Here is a 19,413-nt window from a genome sequence, read left to right as displayed (position 1 = left end):
AAATGGTGCATCACCTCGAGGCGGGGTCGGTCGGATATGAGAACGGACGTGCCGTGGTCTGTCCGTGGGGCGCGCCGGGCCTTCAGGGGCCCGCACTCTCACCGTGGGGAAGTAGGGGCCAAGTAGGGGCCTATGCGGCGACCGCGACCTGGTCGGCGCGGGCCCTTCCGCCGTAAAGGCACAGGGCGCCGCCCGCGATGCAGGCAAGACCCACGCCACCGATCAGCTCCGGCCCGATGTCACCGGCGAACCGGGACAGGGCCACGCACAACCCGGCGCCCACTCCGGCCGCCGCTTCCTTGTGGAACAGGCATGCCGCTCGCGAGGCGGCCACATCCAGGTAACTCGCGGCACACTCGATCACCGAGCACAGCGTGATCCACAACAGGGCTCCCGGCAGCAGCTCGACGCGGAACAGACTCGGCGTCGCCAGGACGACCATGCACGCGGCCAGCAGCGCCAGGACGAACTTCTCGCGGGCCTGAGTGCTGCCCCCCGCGGTGATGAGCGACATGACCGGTTTTTGCAGCAGGATCACCACGGCCGCGTTCAGGCTGATCAGGTAGCCATACCAGGCCGGGAGTTCACCGGACGTAAGGAGCAGGTACTGCGGGAGGATGGAGAACACCGCGAAGAGTTTGATGCCGATGGCGATACCGAGCAGGCTCCAGCCGGCCTTGTGCCGCCCTGTCGTCTCCGGCCCCACGTCGTGCCGCGGACCGAGCCGGCCGGTGTCTCCCCGCACGGCCCACAAGGACAGGGCGCCGGACAGTGCGAGGACGGCGATGAGTGGCGCCAGGAAGCCGATCACACCCCAGGTGGGGTCCATGAGCGCCACGTACACACCGGCCAGCAGCGAGCCGCCGTTCAGGGCGATCTTGTTCCAGGAGGCTCCGGAGGGGCTCTCGGCGGCAGTGGCCTTGAGGACGTAGCCACCCACGCTGAGGCCGAGCCCCACAAGGAGTGCCGCCATCAGGTGGACCGGAGTTCCCGGGACGGTCCAGAGAACGGCACCGCCCGCCGCGGCCAGGAAGCAGACGCCTCCAGCCGAGTGCCCGACCCACCGGATCAACAGGGGCGAGAACACCAACAGCACGCGGTAGCCCAGCACAAGAACGGTGTTGGAGTAGGCGTCAAGGAGCACATTGCCCTTGGCGAGTATCGCGAACAGGCACAGGGCCGACAGGAATCGCAGGACGTACGTCATGACATCGCGCGCGCGTCAGCGTGCACATCGCCGGGGCGGATACCGCCGGGGTGGATACCGCCGACGTGCATGTACGGCTCCCATGCGAGCTGGCCCTCCTTCAACCGCGTGGCCAACCCCTCGAACTCTGCCTCCCGCTGGGGGAAATCCTCTCGGAAGTGGGATCCGCGCGACTCCTCGCGCCGCAGCGCCGCTTCCACGATCGTCTTGGAGGCCAGGAGCAGGTTCTGGAGATCGAGGTAGGTCTGCACCTGCCCGGCGGCCCGTGAACCGGTGCCGAGGCCGATGTGCCGCGTGCGGTCCTCGAGCACGCTGATGATGCCGAGCATCTTGATCAGTCCGCGGTGGCTGCGGATCGGCCCGGCGTGGAGGTACATGCTCTGGCGCAGGGCCTGAAGCACGCTGTCGACGGATTCGGTTCCTGTGCTGGGGGCACGGTATGCGCCGGTGACCGTGATGCCGTCGTCCGTCGCCGGGGAACCGGAGGTCGCGGCGTGACGGCCGGCGATACGCCCGAACACGAGCGCTTCGGAGAGGCCGTTGCCGCCGAGCCGGTTGGCGCCGTGCACACCACCGGCGGTCTCCCCCGCCGCGTACAGGCCGGGTACGGAGGTCTGGGCCTTCGTGTCGATCCGTAGCCCGCCCATCAGGAAGTGGGCCGTCGGCCGGATCGGCAGGACCGTCTCGCGACGGGGGTCGAATCCTGCCTGGACCAGGCGCTCGAGAAGCGCCGGGTACTGCGTGGCGATCACGTCCCGGCAGGCACTGATGTCGAGGTGAACGGACCCGTCGTCGTATGCACGGCCCTCGATCAGCTCCCGGTAGATACCGCGCGAGACCACGTCGCGGGTCGCCTGCTCGCCCCGCTCGTCATGCCGGAACATGAACCGCTCGTCATGACGGTTGAGGAGGATGGCACCGTCGAAGCGGACTGCCTCTTCCACCAGGGTCCCGTCGAAGGTGAGGACGTTCGAGGCGAGACCGGTGGGGTGGAACTGGACGAACTCCATGTCGACGGCGTCCGCCCCCGCTTGCAGACCCAGCGCGAGGCCGTCGCAGGTCTTGTCCATCGACGCGGCTGACGGGGCGTACATGGATGCGCCGCCGCCGTCTGCCAGGATCACGGCCTCGCCGGGGATCTCCAGCAACTCCAGGCTGTCGACCGACATGGCCTCAAGGCCGCACACCTGCCCGTAGGGGTTGAGGAGGAGTCTGGTGCCGCGCAGCCCGGAGTAGACGGTGACTCTGCCCGCGGCGACGAGGCGGGCCACCTTCTCGTCCAGCTTTCGCTGAATGTGGAATCCCAGACGGTCTTCGAGGTGGACGCCACGGGGCGCGCCGCAACCGCCGAAGGGCCGCGTCGCGAAACCGTTGTCGGTCTTCTCGAAGTTCAGGCCGATGCTCTCCAGCCAGAACACGAGCTCCCGGGAGCCCTCACACAGCGTCTGTGCCAGCTGCGGATCATTGGCGTCCGCGCCGCCGGCGATCGTGTCACGGATGTGGGCCTCGACGCTGTCGCCCTCCGCCACAGCTGCGTTGAAGGCGTGCGTCTTCCAGGTGCAGCCGCCGACCGACGCCCAGCGGTAGGAGGACTGCTGGTAGATCGCCTTCGTCACCAGTACGACATCCGCGTCGGCCTCGGCGGCCTCGATGGCGGCGGTCAGACCGGCGCCACCGGCACCGACGATGATGACTCGACTCATGCGGCCTCGACCCCCACGGAGTTCTGTATATGACTGGCGCAGGAAATCAGGGCCCGTTGAGTCCCCTCGTACGTCGGCGAGGAGCAAATGACATACCCGATGAATCCGGCATTATCTGCTGCCTGAGTGGCCAGCACATCGCCGGGCTTCTTTGTGATGACGACTTCCTTCAGCTCCGGGAATTCGTCTTCCATTCCGGCGACGGCAGGAAGTGAGGACAGCACGCCGTCGGCCGGTGCCGGGATCATGCGGATTCCCGCGTACCCCCGTTGGTCAGTAAACTCCGGAGCAGGTTTTCCCTCGCGGCTGTAGTGCAGCCACGCCGCCCACGGGTCGAAATCGAAAGCGAGCGCGGCGAGGTCCCATATACGCATGCCCGCGGGCCGGGAATTCGGCTCGACCACGGCAGCCTTCTCTCCGCCGGGGAAGAGAAATATCTCGTTGTGGAAGGCGCCGTCGGCGTGACCGCACACCTCGGCCGCGGTGAAACCGGCCTGCCGGACACGGGACTCGACGGCCGGGTCCAGCGGGGCGGGCACGATCTGCTGTATCTCGGCGCGGAAGGCACCAGTCGTGGTGACCTTTTCCGTGACCCAGGAGAACCCGGCCACGTGATCCACGCTGTACTCGCGGGCGTCGTCGACGCACTCCTCGGCCATCACCCCGCCGGCCAGGTAGGGCTGGAGCTCGGCGAAGACGGCGTCGATGCTTTCGCGCCGGTCGACCCGGGTGCAGCCGCGGCTGTTCCCTTCACCCCTCGGCTTCAGGAACACCTTGCTCGGTGCCACCGAGTCCCAGAAGCCGCGGATGTCCTGCGCGTCGTCGATCTCCTGGGCCCGCACGCGGCACATCGAGTCGGGCAGGCCCCCGAACTCCGCCTCGGCCATTCGGTAGCTGTACTTGTCCGCCGCACCGGCGGCCCGGACAGGATCGCACCCCGGGAGGCCCAGCCTCTCCGCGAGAAGGGCGCCGATCTGTACCCCCTTGTCGGAGAACGGCAGCACTCCGACAAGATCAAGAGAGCGATCCTTGAGGTAGGTGACGATCAAGTCCACGTTCTCGCCGGTCGGCGACAAATCGCATTCGATGCAGTTCCGGATGGCTTCCCGGTCCCCGGCGGAGATTCCGCCCTTGCACAGGATCAGCTCTGCGTCGTGGAATTCTCTGGCGTAGGACTCGATCTTCTTGACGTCGCCAAGACGGGTGTTGTTGTAGCCCATCACGACAAAGGCATTGGTCACGCTGAAGTCAGTCCCTTGGTGCCCGTCAAGTGGTGCCAGCCGTACCGGCCGGCCTCCGCCAGCAGGTCCGGGTGGTCGCCGACGACGACCGGGTGGCCGACAAGGCGGAGAAGCCCCAGGTCGGATACGTGGTCGCCGTAGGCGTGACATTCCTCGGACGCGATGCCCCGCTGGGACAGGAGCTCTCGGGCGGCCCGGGCCTTGGCGTCGCCGATCATCGTCGTCAGCACTTCCCCGGTGTACACGCCATCCTGGATCTCCGGGCGCGTGCACAGCACCACGTCGGCACCGACGTGGGCGGCCACGGGGTCCAGGGCGGGGGCGAAGGAGCCCGAGACGAGGACGGTGGCCAGCCCCCGCTCCTTGTGTGCCGTGAGCGCTTCGAGGACGTCCTGGTGGAAGAAGCCGCCCTGCCGCAGGTGCCGCGCGAACCACGCCCGGCCAGTGGCCTCCGTCTGCTCGGCCCGGTAGCCGGCGAATCGCCGGTAGAAGAGCCGGTTGCCCTCTTCCCGGGGCATACCGGGGCGCAGCAGGTCGCGGGCGTCCCGCTGGAGCCGTTGCTGTTCCTGCGGGGTGTGCCCGACGGCCTCCAGGAAGAAGTCGTAGAAATCGAACATGGTCTTGACGGTGGTGAGCGTCTCGTCGACGTCGAAGAACGCGACGGCGTGAGTGGTCGTCGGCAGTGCCGTGGTCACGGGGGACTCCGGGGGCGAGAAGGGAGAGGAGAGCGGAAGGTGAGGGGCCGGGCCGGAAGAGGCGGGTGGAGGGGCGGGTGGAAGGCTCAGCCCAGAGCCACGCGCACCTCGGCCACCGTCTCGTCCTGCTGGACGGCGTTCATGCGGAAGGACTCCTGGCTGCCGTCTTCCTCGCGTACGGCGGTCAGTTGCACCGAGTCGTCCAGTTCGGCGAACTTCAGGAAGCGGCCGTGCAGCCGCAGCACGCGCCCCGCGTCGGTCTCCGGCGTGGCGGTGTCCTCCAGGCCGAGCAGCAGGGCGCACTGGCGCGCCGCCTCGCTGAAGACCATGGCCGGGACGTGGTCGTAGGGGTGGTCGTACATGCTGCGATTGCGGTGCGTACGAGGGCTGAGTGAAGCGGTGAGGCTGTCCGGGGCCAGCTGTACGGCGTCGAGGACGGTGTTCGCCGGGTCGAGTCGGCGTACCCGGGCCGGGTCGACCGGTGCTCCGGCGGGCTCCGCGGGGAGGGTGAACGCCGTGGGGACGGTGGTGCCGCGCTGCATGCGGCGCAGTGCGTGGTACTGGTCGGTGGGGGTGCAGTTCGTGTCCATGGTGAGCCGCCCCAGGGTGCTGCCGTCGAGCGTGAGGTCCATGGCGAAGGCCAGTCGGCGCAGCCGTCCGCCGCGCCGGACGCGCTGGGTGACCTCCGCGTCCATGCGCAGCTCCCCGGGCCGTTCGCCGCATCGCAGCGCCTGTGGATCGGTGATGTCGAGCGTCCAGGACGTGACCATGAACGTGGTGTCGCGGGGCACCTCCTCATGGAGGTGCGAGGCGTAGGTGACCGCCTGGCGGCAGCTCTCCAGGACGAGCAGCGGGTCGTGGAAGCCCCGCCCCGGCACATGGTCACGGAAGTAGCCGTGAGAGAGGGGCAGTTGCGCGGCCGCGGTGAAGACGCCCTCGCCGGTGGCGACCGAATCAGTGAGGAACACCTCGGACAGGGCCCAGCGGTGGACGAGCGCGCGGGACACGGTCCGGTCGTAGGCGGAGGTGACAGGGGTGGCGGGGCTGGCGGGCGCGTCGAGGACGGAGGCTTCCACGGTGACTTCCTTTCGTACCAATGGCGTTCAGTGCGCGGCTCGTACCCATGGGGTTCAGTGCGCGGCGGCGCTCTCGCTGGGTGAGGTGACGGCGGGCGCGACGGCGCGCTCCTTGCGCTCGGCTGCCACGCCGAGGGCGGCGAGCACGAGTCCGACGAAGGTGACCAGGGCCCCGGCCCAGTTGAGGGCGGGGTAGCCGAGGCCGGCGCCGATGATCCTGCCGCCGAGCAGCGGGCCCGCGGCGTTGGCGAGGTTGAAGGCGGCGATGTTGGACGCCGAGGCCAGCGTGGGGGCGCCCTCGGCCTTGGCCATGATCCGCATCTGGAGCGGGGAGATGGTGGCGAAGGTGGCCGCCCCGAAGAGGAAGACGGTCACGCAGGTGGCCACCTTGTCGTGCACCGTGAAGGTGAACGCCCCGAGGACGAGGGTGAGCAGCGCCAGTGCGCCGCACATGGCGCTCCTGGGGGCGCGGTCCGCGATGCGGCCGCTGATCAGGTTGCCGACGAACATGCCGACACCGAACAGCACCATGATCAGGGTGACGGCACTGTCGGCGAAACCGGTGACGCCGGTGACCATTTCCGCGATGTAGGTGTACGAGGTCATGACGCCGCCGAAGCCGAGCACGGTGGTGAGCAGGACCAGCAGGACCTGCGGGCGGCGCAGCACCTTCAGTTCGGAGCGCAGCCCGGTGCCCTTGGGCGCCGGCGTCCGGGGCACGAGCGAGGCGATGCCCGCCAGGCCCACCGCGGCGAACAGGACGACCATCCAGAAGGCCCACCGCCAGCCGAAGTGCTGGCCGATGAAGGTGCCCGCCGGGACGCCGAGGATCGTGGAGAGGGTGAGCCCCGCGGCGACCATGGACACGGCGCGGCCCTTGCGGTCCTCGGCGACGAGATCGGACGCGACCACCATCGCGACACCGAAGAACGCGCCGTGGGCGAGGGCGGAGAGCACCCGGCCCGCCATGAGCAGCCCGTAGGTGGGGGCGAGGGCGGACAGAACCGTTCCGGCGAGGAAGACCAGCATGAGCCGGATCAGCAGGCTCTTGCGTTCGGTGCGGGCGCACAGAACGGTGAGGCCGGGGGCGCCGATGACGACGCCGAGTGCGTATCCGGACACCAGAAGTCCCGCGGTGGGGATGGAGACGGAGAGGTCGGCTCCGATGTCGGGGAGGATCCCCGCGATGATGAACTCGGCGACTCCGATGGCGAATCCGCTGAGTGACAGGGCGATGACGGCGATGGGCACGGCTGTGCTCCTGGGTCGGGCTCGGGCAGAACTGTGGGGGGCGCGCCCGCGGTCAGGGCTGGATGTCTCCGGGCAGGTCCCGGTCGCCGGCGATGGCGCGCATGTGCCAGTACGGGTAGGGCGCGGGCCGGTCGCTTGCGGCGTCCAGGCGCACACGCTCCTCGGCGGTGAGCTCCCACTCGACGGTGCCGAGGTTGTCCTTGAGCTGGTCGGGGCGGCTTGCGCCGAAGACCACGGACGTCACGGCGGGCTTGCTCAGCACCCAGTTGAGTGCGACCTGGGCGATCGAGACACCGCGCTCGCGGGCGATGCCGTCGAGCACCTCCACCACGTCGTAGGCCTGCTCGCGGTCGGTGAGCGGGGCGATGGAGGCGGGGCCCTCGTGTGCCAGCCGGAAGTCCGCGGAGACGTCCTGCCCGCGTCGGTACTTCCCGCTGAAGAAGCCGCCCGCCAGCGGGCTCCAGACGGTGATGCCCACGCCCTGGTCGGCGGCGGCGGGCACGATCTCGTGCTCCAGTTCGCGGGCTCCCAGGTTGTAGTAGCCCTGGTAGGCGGCGAAGCGGGTGAGGTTGCGGTGGTCGGAGATGTCGAGTGCCTTCATCAGCTGCCAGCCGGGGAAGTTCGAGCAGCCGATGTAGCGCAGCTTTCCGGCGCGCACCAGGTCGTCGAGGGCGCCGAGGGTCTCCTCCAGGGAGGTTCGCGGGTCGGTGCCGTGGAGGTAGAGCACGTCGATGTAGTCGGTGCCGAGGCGACGGAGGCTTGCCTCGACGGCGCGCACCAGGTGGTGCCGGGAAGAGCCGGCCGCGTTGATGTCGTCGGGGTCCGTGCAGAAGCGGGCCTTGGTGGCGATGACAGCCTTGTCCCGGCGGTCCTTGAGTGCCAGACCGAGCAGTTCCTCGCACTCGCCGTCCCGGTAGACGTCGGCGGTGTCGAAGAAGTTGACGCCCGCGTCGTGGCAGGCGTGGACGAGGCGGACGGCGTCGTCACCCGCGTTGACGCCGAACTGCGACCAGTTCGCACCGGGCAGTCCACCGAACGCGCCGGGGGTGCCGAGAGTGGCCGCCCCGAAGGACAGCTCGGAGACCTGGAGGCCGGTTCGGCCGAGGTAGCGGTAACGCATGGGGATGTTTCCTTGTCTGGTGTGTGTGGATCGGTGGAGCGGGCGGGAGCGGTGGCGAGAGCGTCAGGCGCCCGCGTGCGGGTGCAGCAGAACGGCGCAGCCGGCCGAGCCGTCCGGGCCGACGGAGGTGACGAGGGCGGCCCGCTCGCCGCGGGTGTCGAGATGCGGGTCGTGCCAGCGGGCGACGACGGCGGCGACCTGAAGGGCGACGCTCGCTCCGTGGGTCTCGCCGAGCACCTCCTGCACGCGCAGCTGATGCCGGTGGCCGGGGCCGTCGAGGGCCGCACCCAGGGCGCGTTCCTCCACGGCCGCCCAGCCGCGTCGCCCGGCCGCGCCGGGTGCGACCACGGCGATGTCGGCGGCGCCGAGACCGCTGCGGGCGATGGCATCCCGTACGCAGATGGTGAGGCGACGGGCGACGGCGAGGGGGCCGCCTGCGGCGAACCCGGTCTCGACGGCCATGACATGGGCGAGGGGGTTCACACCGGTGGCGCCGTCCGGGACGGTCCGCAGGGCGAACACCGCGGCACCTTCGCCGAGTGCGACCCTCGGTGCGAGCGATCCGGCCCGGTACCAGACCCAGGCGCTCTGGGGCGACAGCTCTTCCACGCCTCCGGTCAGGAGTCGGCGTGCGTGTCCTGCCACCAGGGTGTTCCGGGCGAAACGCAGCGCGTGCAGTGAGGCCAGCGGTCCGCCGGAGACGGTGGCGTTCGCGTCGGTGAGCCCGTGGCGGATGGCCGTGCGTCCTGCCGCCGCGTTCATCAGGGTGCCCGGGAAGGCCGACGGGTTCACCAGGTAGGGGCGTTCCTGGACGAAGGTGTCCCGGGTGAAGCGGCCGACGCCGCCGCTGCTGCCGACGGCGCTGCCGAGGACGACGCCGGTCCCGGACCGGTCGGAGAGCGGTTCGAGCGCCAGGGTGCACGCGGCCATACCCAGTTGTTCGGCCCTCGTCAGCCGGTTCAGTCCCTTGGTGCCGAGGAGGTCGGCGGCAGGGAAGTCGGCCGGGCGCAGGGTGAGGGGCGGGTAGCTCTCTGCCTCGCCGGTGGCGGGCGGCTGTCCGCCGTCCGCGCCGCCACGCCGCAGGGCGTCGGCGAGGGGCCCGAGGCCCACGCCGGCGGCGCTGACGACGCCGACGGTGTCCAGTGCCACGGGGACCACCGTCCGCGAGGTGGCGGCCGGACGCTGCTGTTCGTCCACGATGCTCATGCGGTGAACTCCCCGAAGATCGTGACGGCGTTGTTCCCGCCGAAGGCGAAGCCGTGGTTCTGCACGATGCGCGGCCGGGTGGCCCGCGCCCGCCCCTGAACGCAGTCGAGTCCCGGTCCCAGCGCCGGATCCACCTCGCGGAGCGTGGCGCTCGGCGGCAGGAAGCCTTCGGACAGGGCGGCGCAGCACACCAGAGCGCCGAAGCCGGCTGCCGCCCCCATCGTGTGGCCGAGCATGGACTTGATCGAGCTGATCGGCGGGGGGCCGTCGGTGAACACCTCGCGCACGGCGGCGGTCTCCGTGGAGTCGTTGGCCTTGGTGCCGGTGCCGTGTGCGCAGATGTAGTCCACGTCGCCGGGCTTGATGCCGGCGTGGTCGTGGGCGCGCCGGATGCACTCGGCTATCGACGCGGCGTCCGGATTGGTCATGTGGCGGGCATCGCAGGTCATGCCGTACCCGAGGACCTCGGCGTAGATCCGGGCCCCGCGTGCCAGCGCCGTGTCGAGGGGTTCCAGGAGCAGTGCCGCTGCGCCCTCCGCGGTGACGATGCCGTCGCGGTGTTCGTCGAAGGGGCGGGGCACGTCGGCGGCGAGAGCTCCGAGACGGTGGAACCCGGCGTGGGTGGCCCGGTTGGAGGCGTCGGCTCCGCCGCACAGTGCGGCGTCCGCCTCTCCCGTGCGGACCAGATCGAAGCCGTAGCCGATGGCGTAGTTGCCTGCGGCGCAGGCGGTGCCGAGGGTGACGGACTCGCCGCTCAGGTCGAGTTCGGCGCTGACGGCGGCGGCGATCCGGCCGGCGTCGCCCCGACCGGCGAGCACCGGGTCGAGCGCGGCGAGGCCGTCGTCGACCCACTGCTGGGTCAGTTCTTCCAGGACCTGTGACTCACCGTTGGTCGTTCCGAAGCAGCTCGCGGTGCGTCCCGCGGACAGCGCGGCGGGGTTCGCTCCGGCGTCCGTGACCGCCATCCGCGCCGCCGCGGCGGCGAAGCGGCCGCTGCGCCCCCACCGCGCCGGGTCGGTTCCCCGCAGGTGCATCTCCGCGTGGAATCCGCGCACTTCACCGGCGAGGGAGCGCTCGAAGCCCGTGCCGTCGAACTGTCCGATCGGGCCGATGCCGCTGCGCCCGGCCCGGATCGCCGAGGTGACCGCACGCGCGCCGAGCCCGAGGCTGCTCACTGCGCCGAGCCCGGTGACCACAACCCGGCGCCCGGCGGCTGAGGCCTCGTCAGACACCCAGCGCCTCCGGGGTGCTGTGCTTCTCGACCAGGAGGTAGGCGCTCGGCAGTTCGTCGAGCTCCGTGAGGTCCTCCTGCGGAATCCGGATACCGAGGTCGCGCTCGAAGCGGGAGAAGATCTCGATGATCAGCAGCGAGTCCGCGTCGAAGTCGTCGGCGAAGCTGCTCTCGTCGGTCAGAGCGGCCTCGTCCACTTCGAGGACGTCCGCGACGATGGCCCGCACCTGCGCGCGCCGGTCCTCGGATATCGCGATGTCACTCATCTGATTCCCCTTCGATTCACCGGTTGTGGGAGGCCGAAGCGGGGGCAACTACGCATCACCCGTGCGGCCTCGACCAACCAATCCCAGGTCTGGAGGCAGCGGCAAGCACTCCGAAAGTGACACCGGTGGTGCCTCCGCCGGGCCCGTCCCATCCGCCCATGGGGTCGCTCCGCGCCGGGTGCGCAGGTTTCCGACCGTTTTTTGCCCGCACTTTCATCGGGGCGCTCGAGCATTCCGGCGATGCAGACGATCCGATGTGCGGACAGGTGGTGCGGGGGATGAGACCGACCGAGCCGGTGGGCATAGTGACGGCCGGGCTGTGGCTGCCCGGGGAGCGGTCACGCGCCTCGGACGCGGTCGCCGCGGGGAGGTTGCGTGAGCGTGACGCGGCTGCCCTCGGCCACGAGAGCGTCCCGGACGCGGGGGAGGTCGCCCCGCCCGACGCCGCGGTCCTCGCGGCCCGCGGGGTGCTGAACGCGGCGGGCGTGGAAGCGGGCGGACTTGATGTGCTCGCGCACGCGTGGATGTACTACCAAGGGCACGACCTGTGGTCGCCCGCCCACTACATCGCCCGCCGTCTCGAAGCCCTGCGGGCCCTGCCGATCGGCATCCAGCAGGTGTGCAACGGCGGTGCCGCCGCCATGGGTCTCGTCATGGCGTGGCTCGCCTCATCGGACCCGGCTCCCTCGGCGCGGCCGCGGCTCGGCATGGTGACGACGGGGGACCGGTTCGCGGAGCCCGGATTCGACCGCTGGGCGGGCGACTTCGGGGTGGCGTACGGCGACGCGGGTACGGCCGTGCTGCTCCGCCGTCCGGCCGCGGACGGCGACGCACTGCTGCTGCGGTCGGTCGCGACGGTCGCGGACCCCCTACTGGAGGAGATGCACCGCGGCACGGACCCCTTCTCGCGGGTCGCCCGCGGACATCGCGACCAGGTCGACATGCGCGCCACCAAACGGGCGTACCTGCACACCCACGGGATACGGCCGTTCAACTCCTCCAACCGCCGGGCCATCCGGGCGGTCGTCTCGCAGGCGCTGGCCGACGGGGGCATGGACGGACACGACCCGCGCCTGACCCACGTCGTGCTGCCCCGGTTCGGTGCCAAGACGCTGGCCGAGTCGTGGATCCCCGTCCTGGCGGAGCAGGTGGGCGGGGCACGCCTGCTCGACCCCGGCCGGGAGACCGGACATCTGGGTGCGGGTGACGCGGTCGCGGGGCTCGCCGACCTGGTGGCGCGGGGCCTGCCCGCACCCGGGTCCAGTGCCCTCGTGTTCAGCGCGGGGGCCGGCTTCACCTGGTCGTGCCTGCTGGTGGAGTCTCCGGCGCGATGACACTTCGCGCCGTTCACGACACCGGGCGGGAGCCGCCCGGTGTCCCGGAAGGAGAGAAACACATGTCACGTTCTGTCTTCGTCACCGGCGGCAACAGGGGAATCGGTCTGGCCGTGGCACGGGCCCTGGCCGCCGATGGTGACCGGGTGGCGGTCGGCCATCGGACCGGGACGCCCCCGGACGGGCTGACGGGGGTGCGCTGTGATGTGACGGACGACGCTTCGGTCAGGGCCGCGTTCGCCGCCGTCGCGGAGGAACAGGGCCCCGTGGAGGTGCTGGTGGCCAATGCCGGCATCACCCGGGACACCCTGCTGCTGCGTATGGACGACGCCACGTTCGACGAGGTCCTTGAGACGAACCTCAAGGGCGTGTTCCGTACCGTACGGGCCGCGGCGAGCGGCATGCTCGCCGCCCGCCGGGGCCGCATCGTGCTGGTGTCGTCGGCACTTGGCTTCCTGGGCTCCCCGGGGCAGACCAACTACGCCGCGGCGAAGACCGCGCTGCTGGGCTTCGCCCGCTCGCTCGCCTGGGAACTGGGCTCTCGTGGCATCACCGTGAACCTCGTCGCGCCCGGCATCATCGACACGGACATGACGAGCGGACTGACCGAGCGGCGCATGAAGGAGGTCATGGGGATGACTCCGCTCGGTCGCCCCGGTACGGCCGACGAGGTCGCCGCGGCGGTCCGCTTCCTCGCCTCGGAGCAGGCCGGGTACGTCACCGGCGCGGTTCTGCCCGTGGGCGGCGGCATCGGCATGGGCATCTGAGCCGTCCACGACCGCAGCGGCTGCCGGCGCGACGGCCTGTTCTACCGCAGGACGGCGTCCGGCACGCTGTGCGGGCCCCGGAGTACGACGTCCGGCCGACCGCGGGGGTCCCGCACCTCGCGAGGGGCACGGATGTTCCGTACCCCGGGGGCGGTGACGGGAGGAGCGATCAGGCCGCGCTGCACAGCCTTGTTGGCCGCCTCCACCCGGGACCCCGCGTCCAACTTGTCGAAGATCTTGCGCATATGGCGTTTCACAGTCCCCTCGGCGATGTCGAGTCGGCGTGCGATGCGGTAGTTGCTCAGGCCGTCGGCGGCCAGCTCCATGACCTGCGTCTCGCGGACAGAGAGCGGCCCGGTGCCGGCGGGTGGTGGAGCGGCCAGACTCCGGGCGGAGAGCGAGATGGTGACCCTGCTGCCGCCGGCGCACACGTCGCGCACCGTGCCGGCCAGCGACTGATGGCTCACGGTCTTGTGCAGGAACCCCCGGATGCCGAGGGGCAGCAACGCCTGGACGAGGCCAGGGTCGTCATGCATGGTCAGCACCATCACCTGAGTCTCCGGCGCGGCCTGGCGAAGGTGCCGGACGGTGGCGACCGGGTCCTGATTGCCGGGCATCTCGATGTCCAGGAGGAGTACGTGGGGCCGGAGTTCGGCGGCCAGGCGCACGGTCTCGGCGGCATTGCCTGCCACGGCCACGACGTCGAAGTCCGCTTCCGCGTCCAGGAGTTCCGCCAAGGCGTCGCGCAGCAGGCTGTGATCGTCGGCTATCAGGATGCGAATGAGTTCCATGTCTCCCCCGGGCGCGGCCCGTGGCCACTGGTCAGCGGCACCCACAGCAGCAGCCGGGTGCCCTTCCGCGGAGCGCTGAACAGCACGCAGCGCCCGCCCATCTGCGCCACCCGCTCACGCATGGCCGTGAGCCCTCCGGGGTGTTCACCGAGGGGGTCATGGCAAAAGCCCCGCCCGTCGTCGGTGGCCTGGACCTCGACGCGGTGGTGTGAGATCCGTACACCGATCGTGATGGTCCGGGGATCGGCGTGGGCGAAGGAGTTGCGCAGGAATTCCCCGACGACGAGGAGGATCTCCCGGCGGTGATCCTGCGGCACGCGCGCCTCGTCTCCCTCCACTGTCAGCCGCACGGGAAGCCCGGCCAGGTTGAGCCGGTCCGCATGGCGTCGCAGCGATTCCTCAAGCCCTCCCTGCGTGGCGTCGCGGGCGTCACGTGTGTCGCGCAATCCCGTCACCAGGCCTCGCGTGACGGCAATGGCCTCCTCCAGTGCGTCGTGGATCGCCGCCAGGTGCCGTTCTGTTCCAGCTTCGTCGGAGCCCGCGGTCGAGGCCTTGAGCCGGTGGAGCTCCACGTGACGGAAGGCCAGGGCGAGGCTGCCGCCCAGGTGGTCGTGGACGTCGCGGGCCAGGCGACCGCAGCAGTCGTCGCCCGGGGCCTGCCGGTGTGCCCGCAGCCGGGTCTCGTAGCCGTGGGCCGCGGCCCGGGTGTGGCGGGCGGACACCCGGCGCACGATGTCCGCCGCACGGACGGCACCCGTCTTGCGGCCCACTGTTTCCACCGCCTCGACGAGGGTGTCCGTGAGCCGGTCCATGGCGGCCAGAGCGTCGGCGAGCCCGAGGTCCGCGGCGGCCCACCGTGCGCCGAGCGCGCGGAAGGACGTTTCCGCGGGCCGTACGGGTCCCAGATGCCCTGCCGCCCGGGAGCGGCCGGGTGCGTCGAGGGCGCGGGCGCACTCGGCGAGGAGCAGCGCGGCCTGGGCGCGGGTGTCCCGCCACAGTTCGGGACGCTCCACGAGCGGATGTCTCTCGTCCCGCAGGGAGTCCGCGTAACGGTTCAGTACTTCGTCGGCGGCTCGCCTGAGCCATCGACCCGGACGATCCGGACGGACCGCGCGGTCCGGCGCGCAGTGTGCGACGGTCCGTTCCGGCACAGAGATGTTCCCCACCCAAGCCTCCCGAATCGGGCCCCCGCACCGGTCGGCCGTTTGTTGACGGCTGCCAGCACCCACCCGCTTGTTCATCTCAGCTAACGCACCGACCGTAGGTGCGGTACTGACGGCTGTCAACTAGCATTGGTCGCCATCGCCCTGCCGGTTCACGCTGGCGGACGGAAGGAGTATGGATGTCCCCCTTGGCCGACAAGATCGAAAAACTCTTCAGAACCATCCGCACCAACGGCCGGGAGTACACCTACGAGGAGGTCGCGCGAGGCTGCAGCGAACTGAGCGGCGGCACGTTCTCCAAGACGTACGTCTGGCAACTGCGCACCGGCCAGCGCGACAACCCCACCAAGCGGCATCTGGAGGCGCTGGCGGCGTTCTTCCGTGTGCCGGCCGCGTACTTCTTCGACGAGGACACCGCCGAGCGGGTCGACGCACAGCTCGCCATCGCCTCGGCGATGGGCAACGCCGAGGTCCGTGACATCGCCCTGCGGGCCATGAGCATGGACGACTCCGGCCGCAAGCATCTGGCGCGCATCATCCGAGAGGTCAGCCTGCTGCACTCCGCTGCCTCCTCCCGCGGGCAGTCGGGCCGCGGCCACGGGACGGCCGACGCCCCGGAGGGCAGAGACACCAGCGGCACCGCGGGCGCCGGGGGTTAGACCGCCGATGCGATTCCTCCACCGACACCGGCTCCGGTCCGACCTCCAGGCCCTGCGCCGGGAGAGCCGCCAGCGGCTGGCCTCCTTCGGACTGCCCGAGTCCTACGACCTCATGACCCTGTGCGATCGCCTCAGCGACTCCCGGGGGCGGCCGATCCATCTGTTGCCCATGCCCCTGGGAGCCTCCGGTCCGTGCGGGCTGTGGCTTGCCTTCTCCGACGCCGATTACGTCGTCCACGAGCAGCACACCAGCCGGCACCACCAGGAGCACATCATCGCTCACGAGCTGGCGCACATCCTGTGCGGTCACCGCAGCGGGGCCGCCGACTCGGCAGCCGTCGCCACGCTCTTCCCGGACCTCGATCCGTCGCTGGTGCAGGACCTGCTGTGCCGGGACAACTACTCCGACACCCAGGAGCGGGAGGCGGAGGTGATGGCGTTCCTCCTCGGTGAGGGCCTGCGCTCACAGCCCGGCACAGCCGCCGCCGAGACGGACGGGGTACTCGGCCGTATCCAGGGATCCCTCGACTGGCGTCGCCGGGGCAGGGCATGAACAGTCTGCGCTACCCGCTGGGCGCGGTGGTCTGCTGGCTGGCGTTCGCCCGGACCCTCCCGCCCATCCTGCGGCGCGGACCGCAACCGGCGCTCGTCGCCCTGTGCGCGTCCTTCGGCTGTCAGGGCATGTACCTCGCCATGTCCGCCCCCTCCCGCCTGACCGGGACGCTCTTCGGCACGGTCACCTGGTACAACGTCTCCGTCCAGATGTGGAACATCGCGGCGATCGCCTGTCAGCAGGTACTGCTCATCCACTGGCTGCACGCGCGGGAGGAGGCCCGCGTCCGCGCGCGCCGCCGGTTGGCCCTGCTGGCCTGTGTGCCGTTGGCGATGGCCGCCCTCTTCGAACTCGCCGTGCTGCACGGGCACCCCCGGAACACTTTCGTACACCCGCGGGAACAGCCGTACTTCGTGGCCTACGAAGTCGTCTACCTCACGGCCTTCGCCCTCGGGAAGGCCGTGGTGGCGAAGGCGTGCTGGTTCTACGCCCGGCTGACCGAGGACGTCTGGGTACGGCGCGGGCTGCGGACCGCGGCGGTCGGTGCGTGCCTCGACCTCGTCTACGCCCTGGGGCGGTTCGCGGACGTGTTCCTCGTACACCGCGGATGGGACCCGTCCACCTGGGCGGACGTCACGCGGACCTGTCTGACATTGGGGCTGACCCTGAACACCGTCGGCTGGACGGCGCCGTTGTGGGGGCCGCGGGTGCAGGCGGCACAGGCGTGGTGGGCCGACTACCGCCGCTTCCGCCGACTGCGCCCGCTCTGGTACGCCCTGTACCGGGCCCACCCCGAGACGTCCCTTCAGCCCGTGCCCGGCAGCGACCTCTTCGCCCTGTGGGACCTGCGTTTCCGCCTGCACCGGCGGGTGATCGAGATCAGGGACGGCTGTCTGGCCCTGGGCGGGCAGACCGCCCCCGGCCTGGCGCCCGCCCCGGGCCCGGACGGGAGCGAGGAGGACCGGGCGCGATGGGAGGCGGCACGCATCGCGGCCGCCCTTGCGGCGCGGCCCGGCCGGGGCGGGACGACGGGGGCGAAGGAGGACACGGAGGCCGACACCGGACCCGTGCCGGTGATGAGCACGGACAACCTGGACTTCTCCGCCGATGTGCGGTGGCTGGTCCAGGTCTCCCAGGCCTTCGCCGCCGTCCCCGCCGCGTGCCCGGACCCCGAGCGCGCGCCCGCCCCGTGACCGTCCGGCCTCAGCCGGCGAACGCCGTGGGAGCCATGCCCTGGCCCGCCCCGGGCACGACGAAAACGCTGCCCGCGAGCGGTTCGTCGTGTTCGAGCGCACGCCGTGCCGTGGTGACGTAGAGGTCGGTCAGGTCGGCCCCGCCGAAGCCGCACGCCGTGGTGAGCGCGGCGGGAAAACGGATCTCCTGGTCGAGCATGCCCCGGGGCGTGTAGCGGCGCACCGCGCCGCCGCGGAAGAGGGCCACCCACACACCGCCGTCGGCGTCGACGCACAGCCCGTCGGGCACGCCGGACGTGCCGGTCAGCTCGGCGAACGGACGCGGGTTGGAAGCCTCCCCCGTGGACAGGTCGTAGTCGAGCACGTCGATGCGGCACGTGGGGGTGTCGACGAAGTACATCCTCCGGCCGTCCGGGCTCCAGGCGATGCCATTGCTCAGGCGGGTGCCCGAGAGCGCGCGGTGTGTCTCACCCTGGAGGGAGACACGGCCCAGCCAGCCCGGGGCGGAGGGGCCTGCCATGGTGCCGACCCAGAGACGGCCCCGTCCGTCGACACCCGCGTCGTTGCCCCGAACCCCTTCTTCCGACCAGTCGGTGAGCGAGCGCAGCGACCCATCGGACTCAAGCACGCTCACACCGTCGCGCATGCTGAGCACCAGACCGCCGGCGCGGGGCTTGGCGGCGGCGACAGGCTGTTCGAAGCGGAGGACCGTGTCGGTGCCGTCCCGGGGGCACAGCCGGTGCACCTCGCTGCGGTTCATGTCGACCCACAGCAGCGTTCCGTCGGCCGTGTCCCAGGTCGGGCACTCGGCGAAGGCGGCCACCGCGCGCAGCACCACCTCCACGCTCACCGCACCGTCCCTGCCCGGCCGGCGTCGTCCGCTCCGGACATCACGGCCTCGGCCGCGTCGAGCAGCACCGCCGCGCCGTCTCCGTCCAGGACGTCGGCGACCGGGAGGCCCAGATGGCGCAGGCGGCGTACGTTCTCCCGGCCGCGGGTGGCGATGGCGGCGACGGGGGCGCCGCCGAGGGCTTCGACCGTTCGGATCTCCGTCTCCAGGTCGGCGAGGGGCAGATGGTCCCAGTGGTAGCGCGAGACACGCTCGGCATCGTGCACGAAGACGACCGCGTCGGGCTGCGAGCCCTGAAGTATCGCGCTCGCCAGACCGCCGAACGCCGGGTGCATGACGGATGCCTGACCCTTGATGATCAGCAGGTCGTGGCGGGGGTCCGCCCGCTGGACCAGATGCTCGACGAGGCCTGCCGCCTGGAACACCGGTGTGCGGTCGATGATCGCGCCTTCGGTGCATCCGGCGAGCAGACAGGTCTGGCCGGTTCCCACATAGCCAGAGTCGATCTTGCGGGAAAGGGCTTCCCGGTGCATCTGGAGAGCGGTGGTGCGCTTTCCGACGACGCAGTCGCTGCCGGCGACGTGTATCAGTTTGGCGCGCTTCCTGGTTACCCGCCCGGAATACTTGGGCAGTACGTCGTGCGGACGCCTCACGTCGACAATGCGCTGGCCTTCCGAGAGCATCCCGGCGAGTTCCGTTTCGAGCAGCCGCACATGGAGACATGAAACGACGTGCAGGCCACCGCGAATGGCGGTGCGTATTTCGTCCCACCAGTGGTCAGGAAGGTCGCCCGGATCTCTCGGCGTATGCAGGAACTTGCCGTCGACCGCCTCACCGAAATCGGACTCGGTCAGCGCCATCACGAACGCCTCTGGGCCGTACTTCATGGCCTCGGCGACGGACCCGACGACCGGGATGTCCGTGCCCGGCAGCACGGAGGCCGAGGTCGGGTGGGGGTGAGAGCGGTCGACGACCGCCACGGGCCGGAGCACCGTACTGTGCCGGATCACCCCCTGGACGGTCTTTCCCTCGGGGTGGGCGAATACCCCGTCGGCGAACAGAACCGCGGGCAGCGGCAATTGCGAAAACTCTGAAAGAAGCACCGAG

At 70.6% G+C, this 19,413-nt stretch carries 19 protein-coding genes; 5 read left to right on the top strand and 14 right to left on the bottom strand.

Annotated features, from left to right (window positions below; all coding sequences use genetic code 11):
* Nucleotides 1-130 precede the first annotated feature (130 nt).
* The 10 genes from ABXJ52_RS18775 to ABXJ52_RS18730 form a co-directional block, all read right to left on the bottom strand.
* Complete coding sequence (locus ABXJ52_RS18775) at nucleotides 131-1,207, bottom strand: hypothetical protein (protein ID WP_367043745.1); 1,077 nt, start codon at nucleotides 1,205-1,207, stop codon at nucleotides 131-133.
* Nucleotides 1,204-2,910 carry an FAD-binding protein gene (locus ABXJ52_RS18770; RefSeq protein ID WP_367043744.1) on the bottom strand — a complete coding sequence of 569 codons (1,707 nt, stop codon included), beginning with the start codon at nucleotides 2,908-2,910 and terminating at the stop codon, nucleotides 1,204-1,206. Before ABXJ52_RS18770 ends, ABXJ52_RS18775 begins: the two co-directional genes overlap by 4 nt.
* On the bottom strand, nucleotides 2,907-4,151 hold the full coding sequence (locus ABXJ52_RS18765) for a hypothetical protein (RefSeq protein WP_367043743.1): 1,245 nt from the start codon (nucleotides 4,149-4,151) through the stop codon (nucleotides 2,907-2,909). Before ABXJ52_RS18765 ends, ABXJ52_RS18770 begins: the two co-directional genes overlap by 4 nt.
* Nucleotides 4,148-4,846: an HAD family hydrolase gene (locus ABXJ52_RS18760; protein ID WP_367043742.1), complete on the bottom strand. Its 699-nt coding sequence runs from the start codon at nucleotides 4,844-4,846 to the stop codon at nucleotides 4,148-4,150. Before ABXJ52_RS18760 ends, ABXJ52_RS18765 begins: the two co-directional genes overlap by 4 nt.
* Nucleotides 4,847-4,932: 86 nt before the next feature.
* Nucleotides 4,933-5,922, bottom strand: coding sequence for an AfsA-related hotdog domain-containing protein (locus ABXJ52_RS18755; RefSeq protein ID WP_367043741.1), 990 nt, complete (start codon nucleotides 5,920-5,922; stop codon nucleotides 4,933-4,935).
* Nucleotides 5,923-5,976: 54 nt separating this feature from the next.
* Complete coding sequence (locus tag ABXJ52_RS18750) at nucleotides 5,977-7,173, bottom strand: MFS transporter (RefSeq protein WP_367043740.1); 1,197 nt, start codon at nucleotides 7,171-7,173, stop codon at nucleotides 5,977-5,979.
* Nucleotides 7,174-7,225: 52 nt separating this feature from the next.
* Entirely contained in the window at nucleotides 7,226-8,293 is a 1,068-nt protein-coding gene (locus ABXJ52_RS18745; protein ID WP_367043739.1) for an aldo/keto reductase, read from the bottom strand.
* 63 nt (nucleotides 8,294-8,356) lie between these two features.
* Entirely contained in the window at nucleotides 8,357-9,499 is a 1,143-nt protein-coding gene (locus ABXJ52_RS18740; protein WP_367043738.1) for a beta-ketoacyl synthase N-terminal-like domain-containing protein, read from the bottom strand.
* The gene (locus ABXJ52_RS18735; RefSeq protein ID WP_367043737.1) at nucleotides 9,496-10,731 is read right to left on the bottom strand and encodes a beta-ketoacyl-[acyl-carrier-protein] synthase family protein; all 1,236 of its coding nucleotides are present in this window, start codon (nucleotides 10,729-10,731) and stop codon (nucleotides 9,496-9,498) included. Before ABXJ52_RS18735 ends, ABXJ52_RS18740 begins: the two co-directional genes overlap by 4 nt.
* Nucleotides 10,724-10,996, bottom strand: a complete 273-nt coding sequence (locus ABXJ52_RS18730) for a phosphopantetheine-binding protein (protein WP_367043736.1) — start codon at nucleotides 10,994-10,996, stop codon at nucleotides 10,724-10,726. Before ABXJ52_RS18730 ends, ABXJ52_RS18735 begins: the two co-directional genes overlap by 8 nt.
* Before the next feature lie 278 nt (nucleotides 10,997-11,274).
* Between ABXJ52_RS18730 and ABXJ52_RS18725 the strand changes: the two genes are divergently transcribed.
* The gene (locus ABXJ52_RS18725; RefSeq protein WP_367043735.1) at nucleotides 11,275-12,330 is read left to right on the top strand and encodes a ketoacyl-ACP synthase III family protein; all 1,056 of its coding nucleotides are present in this window, start codon (nucleotides 11,275-11,277) and stop codon (nucleotides 12,328-12,330) included.
* A gap of 62 nt (nucleotides 12,331-12,392) precedes the next feature.
* Nucleotides 12,393-13,097, top strand: coding sequence for a 3-oxoacyl-ACP reductase FabG (gene fabG, locus ABXJ52_RS18720; RefSeq protein ID WP_367043734.1), 705 nt, complete (start codon nucleotides 12,393-12,395; stop codon nucleotides 13,095-13,097).
* A 41-nt stretch (nucleotides 13,098-13,138) separates the two neighbouring features.
* On the opposite strand, the gene ABXJ52_RS18715 is transcribed toward fabG, so the two are convergent.
* Nucleotides 13,139-13,888: a response regulator transcription factor gene (locus ABXJ52_RS18715; protein WP_367043733.1), complete on the bottom strand. Its 750-nt coding sequence runs from the start codon at nucleotides 13,886-13,888 to the stop codon at nucleotides 13,139-13,141.
* Nucleotides 13,867-14,901, bottom strand: coding sequence for an ATP-binding protein (locus tag ABXJ52_RS18710; protein ID WP_367043732.1), 1,035 nt, complete (start codon nucleotides 14,899-14,901; stop codon nucleotides 13,867-13,869). The genes ABXJ52_RS18715 and ABXJ52_RS18710 overlap by 22 nt, the downstream gene beginning before the upstream one ends.
* A 329-nt stretch (nucleotides 14,902-15,230) precedes the next feature.
* Here ABXJ52_RS18710 and ABXJ52_RS18705 point away from each other — a divergent pair, with 329 nt between their 5' ends.
* Genes ABXJ52_RS18705 through ABXJ52_RS18695 form a run of 3 tightly spaced genes read left to right on the top strand, consistent with a single transcriptional unit; the run spans nucleotide 15,231 to nucleotide 17,456 of the window.
* Nucleotides 15,231-15,710 (top strand): XRE family transcriptional regulator, encoded by a 480-nt coding sequence (locus ABXJ52_RS18705; RefSeq protein ID WP_367043731.1) that lies wholly within the window; start codon nucleotides 15,231-15,233, stop codon nucleotides 15,708-15,710.
* Between the two features lie 7 nt (nucleotides 15,711-15,717).
* Nucleotides 15,718-16,263 carry a toxin gene (locus ABXJ52_RS18700; RefSeq protein ID WP_367043730.1) on the top strand — a complete coding sequence of 182 codons (546 nt, stop codon included), beginning with the start codon at nucleotides 15,718-15,720 and terminating at the stop codon, nucleotides 16,261-16,263.
* Complete coding sequence (locus tag ABXJ52_RS18695) at nucleotides 16,260-17,456, top strand: MAB_1171c family putative transporter (protein ID WP_367043729.1); 1,197 nt, start codon at nucleotides 16,260-16,262, stop codon at nucleotides 17,454-17,456. The genes ABXJ52_RS18700 and ABXJ52_RS18695 overlap by 4 nt, the downstream gene beginning before the upstream one ends.
* A 10-nt stretch (nucleotides 17,457-17,466) precedes the next feature.
* Here ABXJ52_RS18695 and ABXJ52_RS18690 read toward each other — a convergent pair whose 3' ends face one another.
* Nucleotides 17,467-18,306 carry an SMP-30/gluconolactonase/LRE family protein gene (locus ABXJ52_RS18690; RefSeq protein WP_367043728.1) on the bottom strand — a complete coding sequence of 280 codons (840 nt, stop codon included), beginning with the start codon at nucleotides 18,304-18,306 and terminating at the stop codon, nucleotides 17,467-17,469.
* Complete coding sequence (locus tag ABXJ52_RS18685; RefSeq protein WP_367043727.1) at nucleotides 18,303-19,409, bottom strand: DUF1611 domain-containing protein; 1,107 nt, start codon at nucleotides 19,407-19,409, stop codon at nucleotides 18,303-18,305. Before ABXJ52_RS18685 ends, ABXJ52_RS18690 begins: the two co-directional genes overlap by 4 nt.
* Nucleotides 19,410-19,413 lie beyond the last annotated feature (4 nt).

This window comes from Streptomyces sp. Je 1-332 (assembly GCF_040730185.1).
Lineage (GTDB): Bacteria > Actinomycetota > Actinomycetes > Streptomycetales > Streptomycetaceae > Streptomyces.
The sequence above is the reverse complement of the archived record's forward strand: the minus strand, read 5'-3'. Positions and strand labels throughout refer to the sequence as shown.

Excerpts from the sequence above, each read along its gene's own strand:
- ABXJ52_RS18775 (WP_367043745.1), bottom strand. The coding sequence starts at position 1,207 with ATGACGTACGTCCTGCGATTCCTGTCGGCCCTGTGCCTGTTCGCGATA.
- ABXJ52_RS18770 (WP_367043744.1), bottom strand. The coding sequence starts at position 2,910 with ATGAGTCGAGTCATCATCGTCGGTGCCGGTGGCGCCGGTCTGACCGCC.
- ABXJ52_RS18745 (WP_367043739.1), bottom strand. The coding sequence starts at position 8,293 with ATGCGTTACCGCTACCTCGGCCGAACCGGCCTCCAGGTCTCCGAGCTG.
- ABXJ52_RS18740 (WP_367043738.1), bottom strand. The coding sequence starts at position 9,499 with ATGAGCATCGTGGACGAACAGCAGCGTCCGGCCGCCACCTCGCGGACG.
- ABXJ52_RS18730 (WP_367043736.1), bottom strand. The coding sequence starts at position 10,996 with ATGAGTGACATCGCGATATCCGAGGACCGGCGCGCGCAGGTGCGGGCC.
- ABXJ52_RS18725 (WP_367043735.1), top strand. The coding sequence starts at position 11,275 with ATGAGACCGACCGAGCCGGTGGGCATAGTGACGGCCGGGCTGTGGCTG.
- fabG (WP_367043734.1), top strand. The coding sequence starts at position 12,393 with ATGTCACGTTCTGTCTTCGTCACCGGCGGCAACAGGGGAATCGGTCTG.
- ABXJ52_RS18715 (WP_367043733.1), bottom strand. The coding sequence starts at position 13,888 with ATGGAACTCATTCGCATCCTGATAGCCGACGATCACAGCCTGCTGCGC.
- ABXJ52_RS18705 (WP_367043731.1), top strand. The coding sequence starts at position 15,231 with ATGTCCCCCTTGGCCGACAAGATCGAAAAACTCTTCAGAACCATCCGC.
- ABXJ52_RS18700 (WP_367043730.1), top strand. The coding sequence starts at position 15,718 with ATGCGATTCCTCCACCGACACCGGCTCCGGTCCGACCTCCAGGCCCTG.
- ABXJ52_RS18695 (WP_367043729.1), top strand. The coding sequence starts at position 16,260 with ATGAACAGTCTGCGCTACCCGCTGGGCGCGGTGGTCTGCTGGCTGGCG.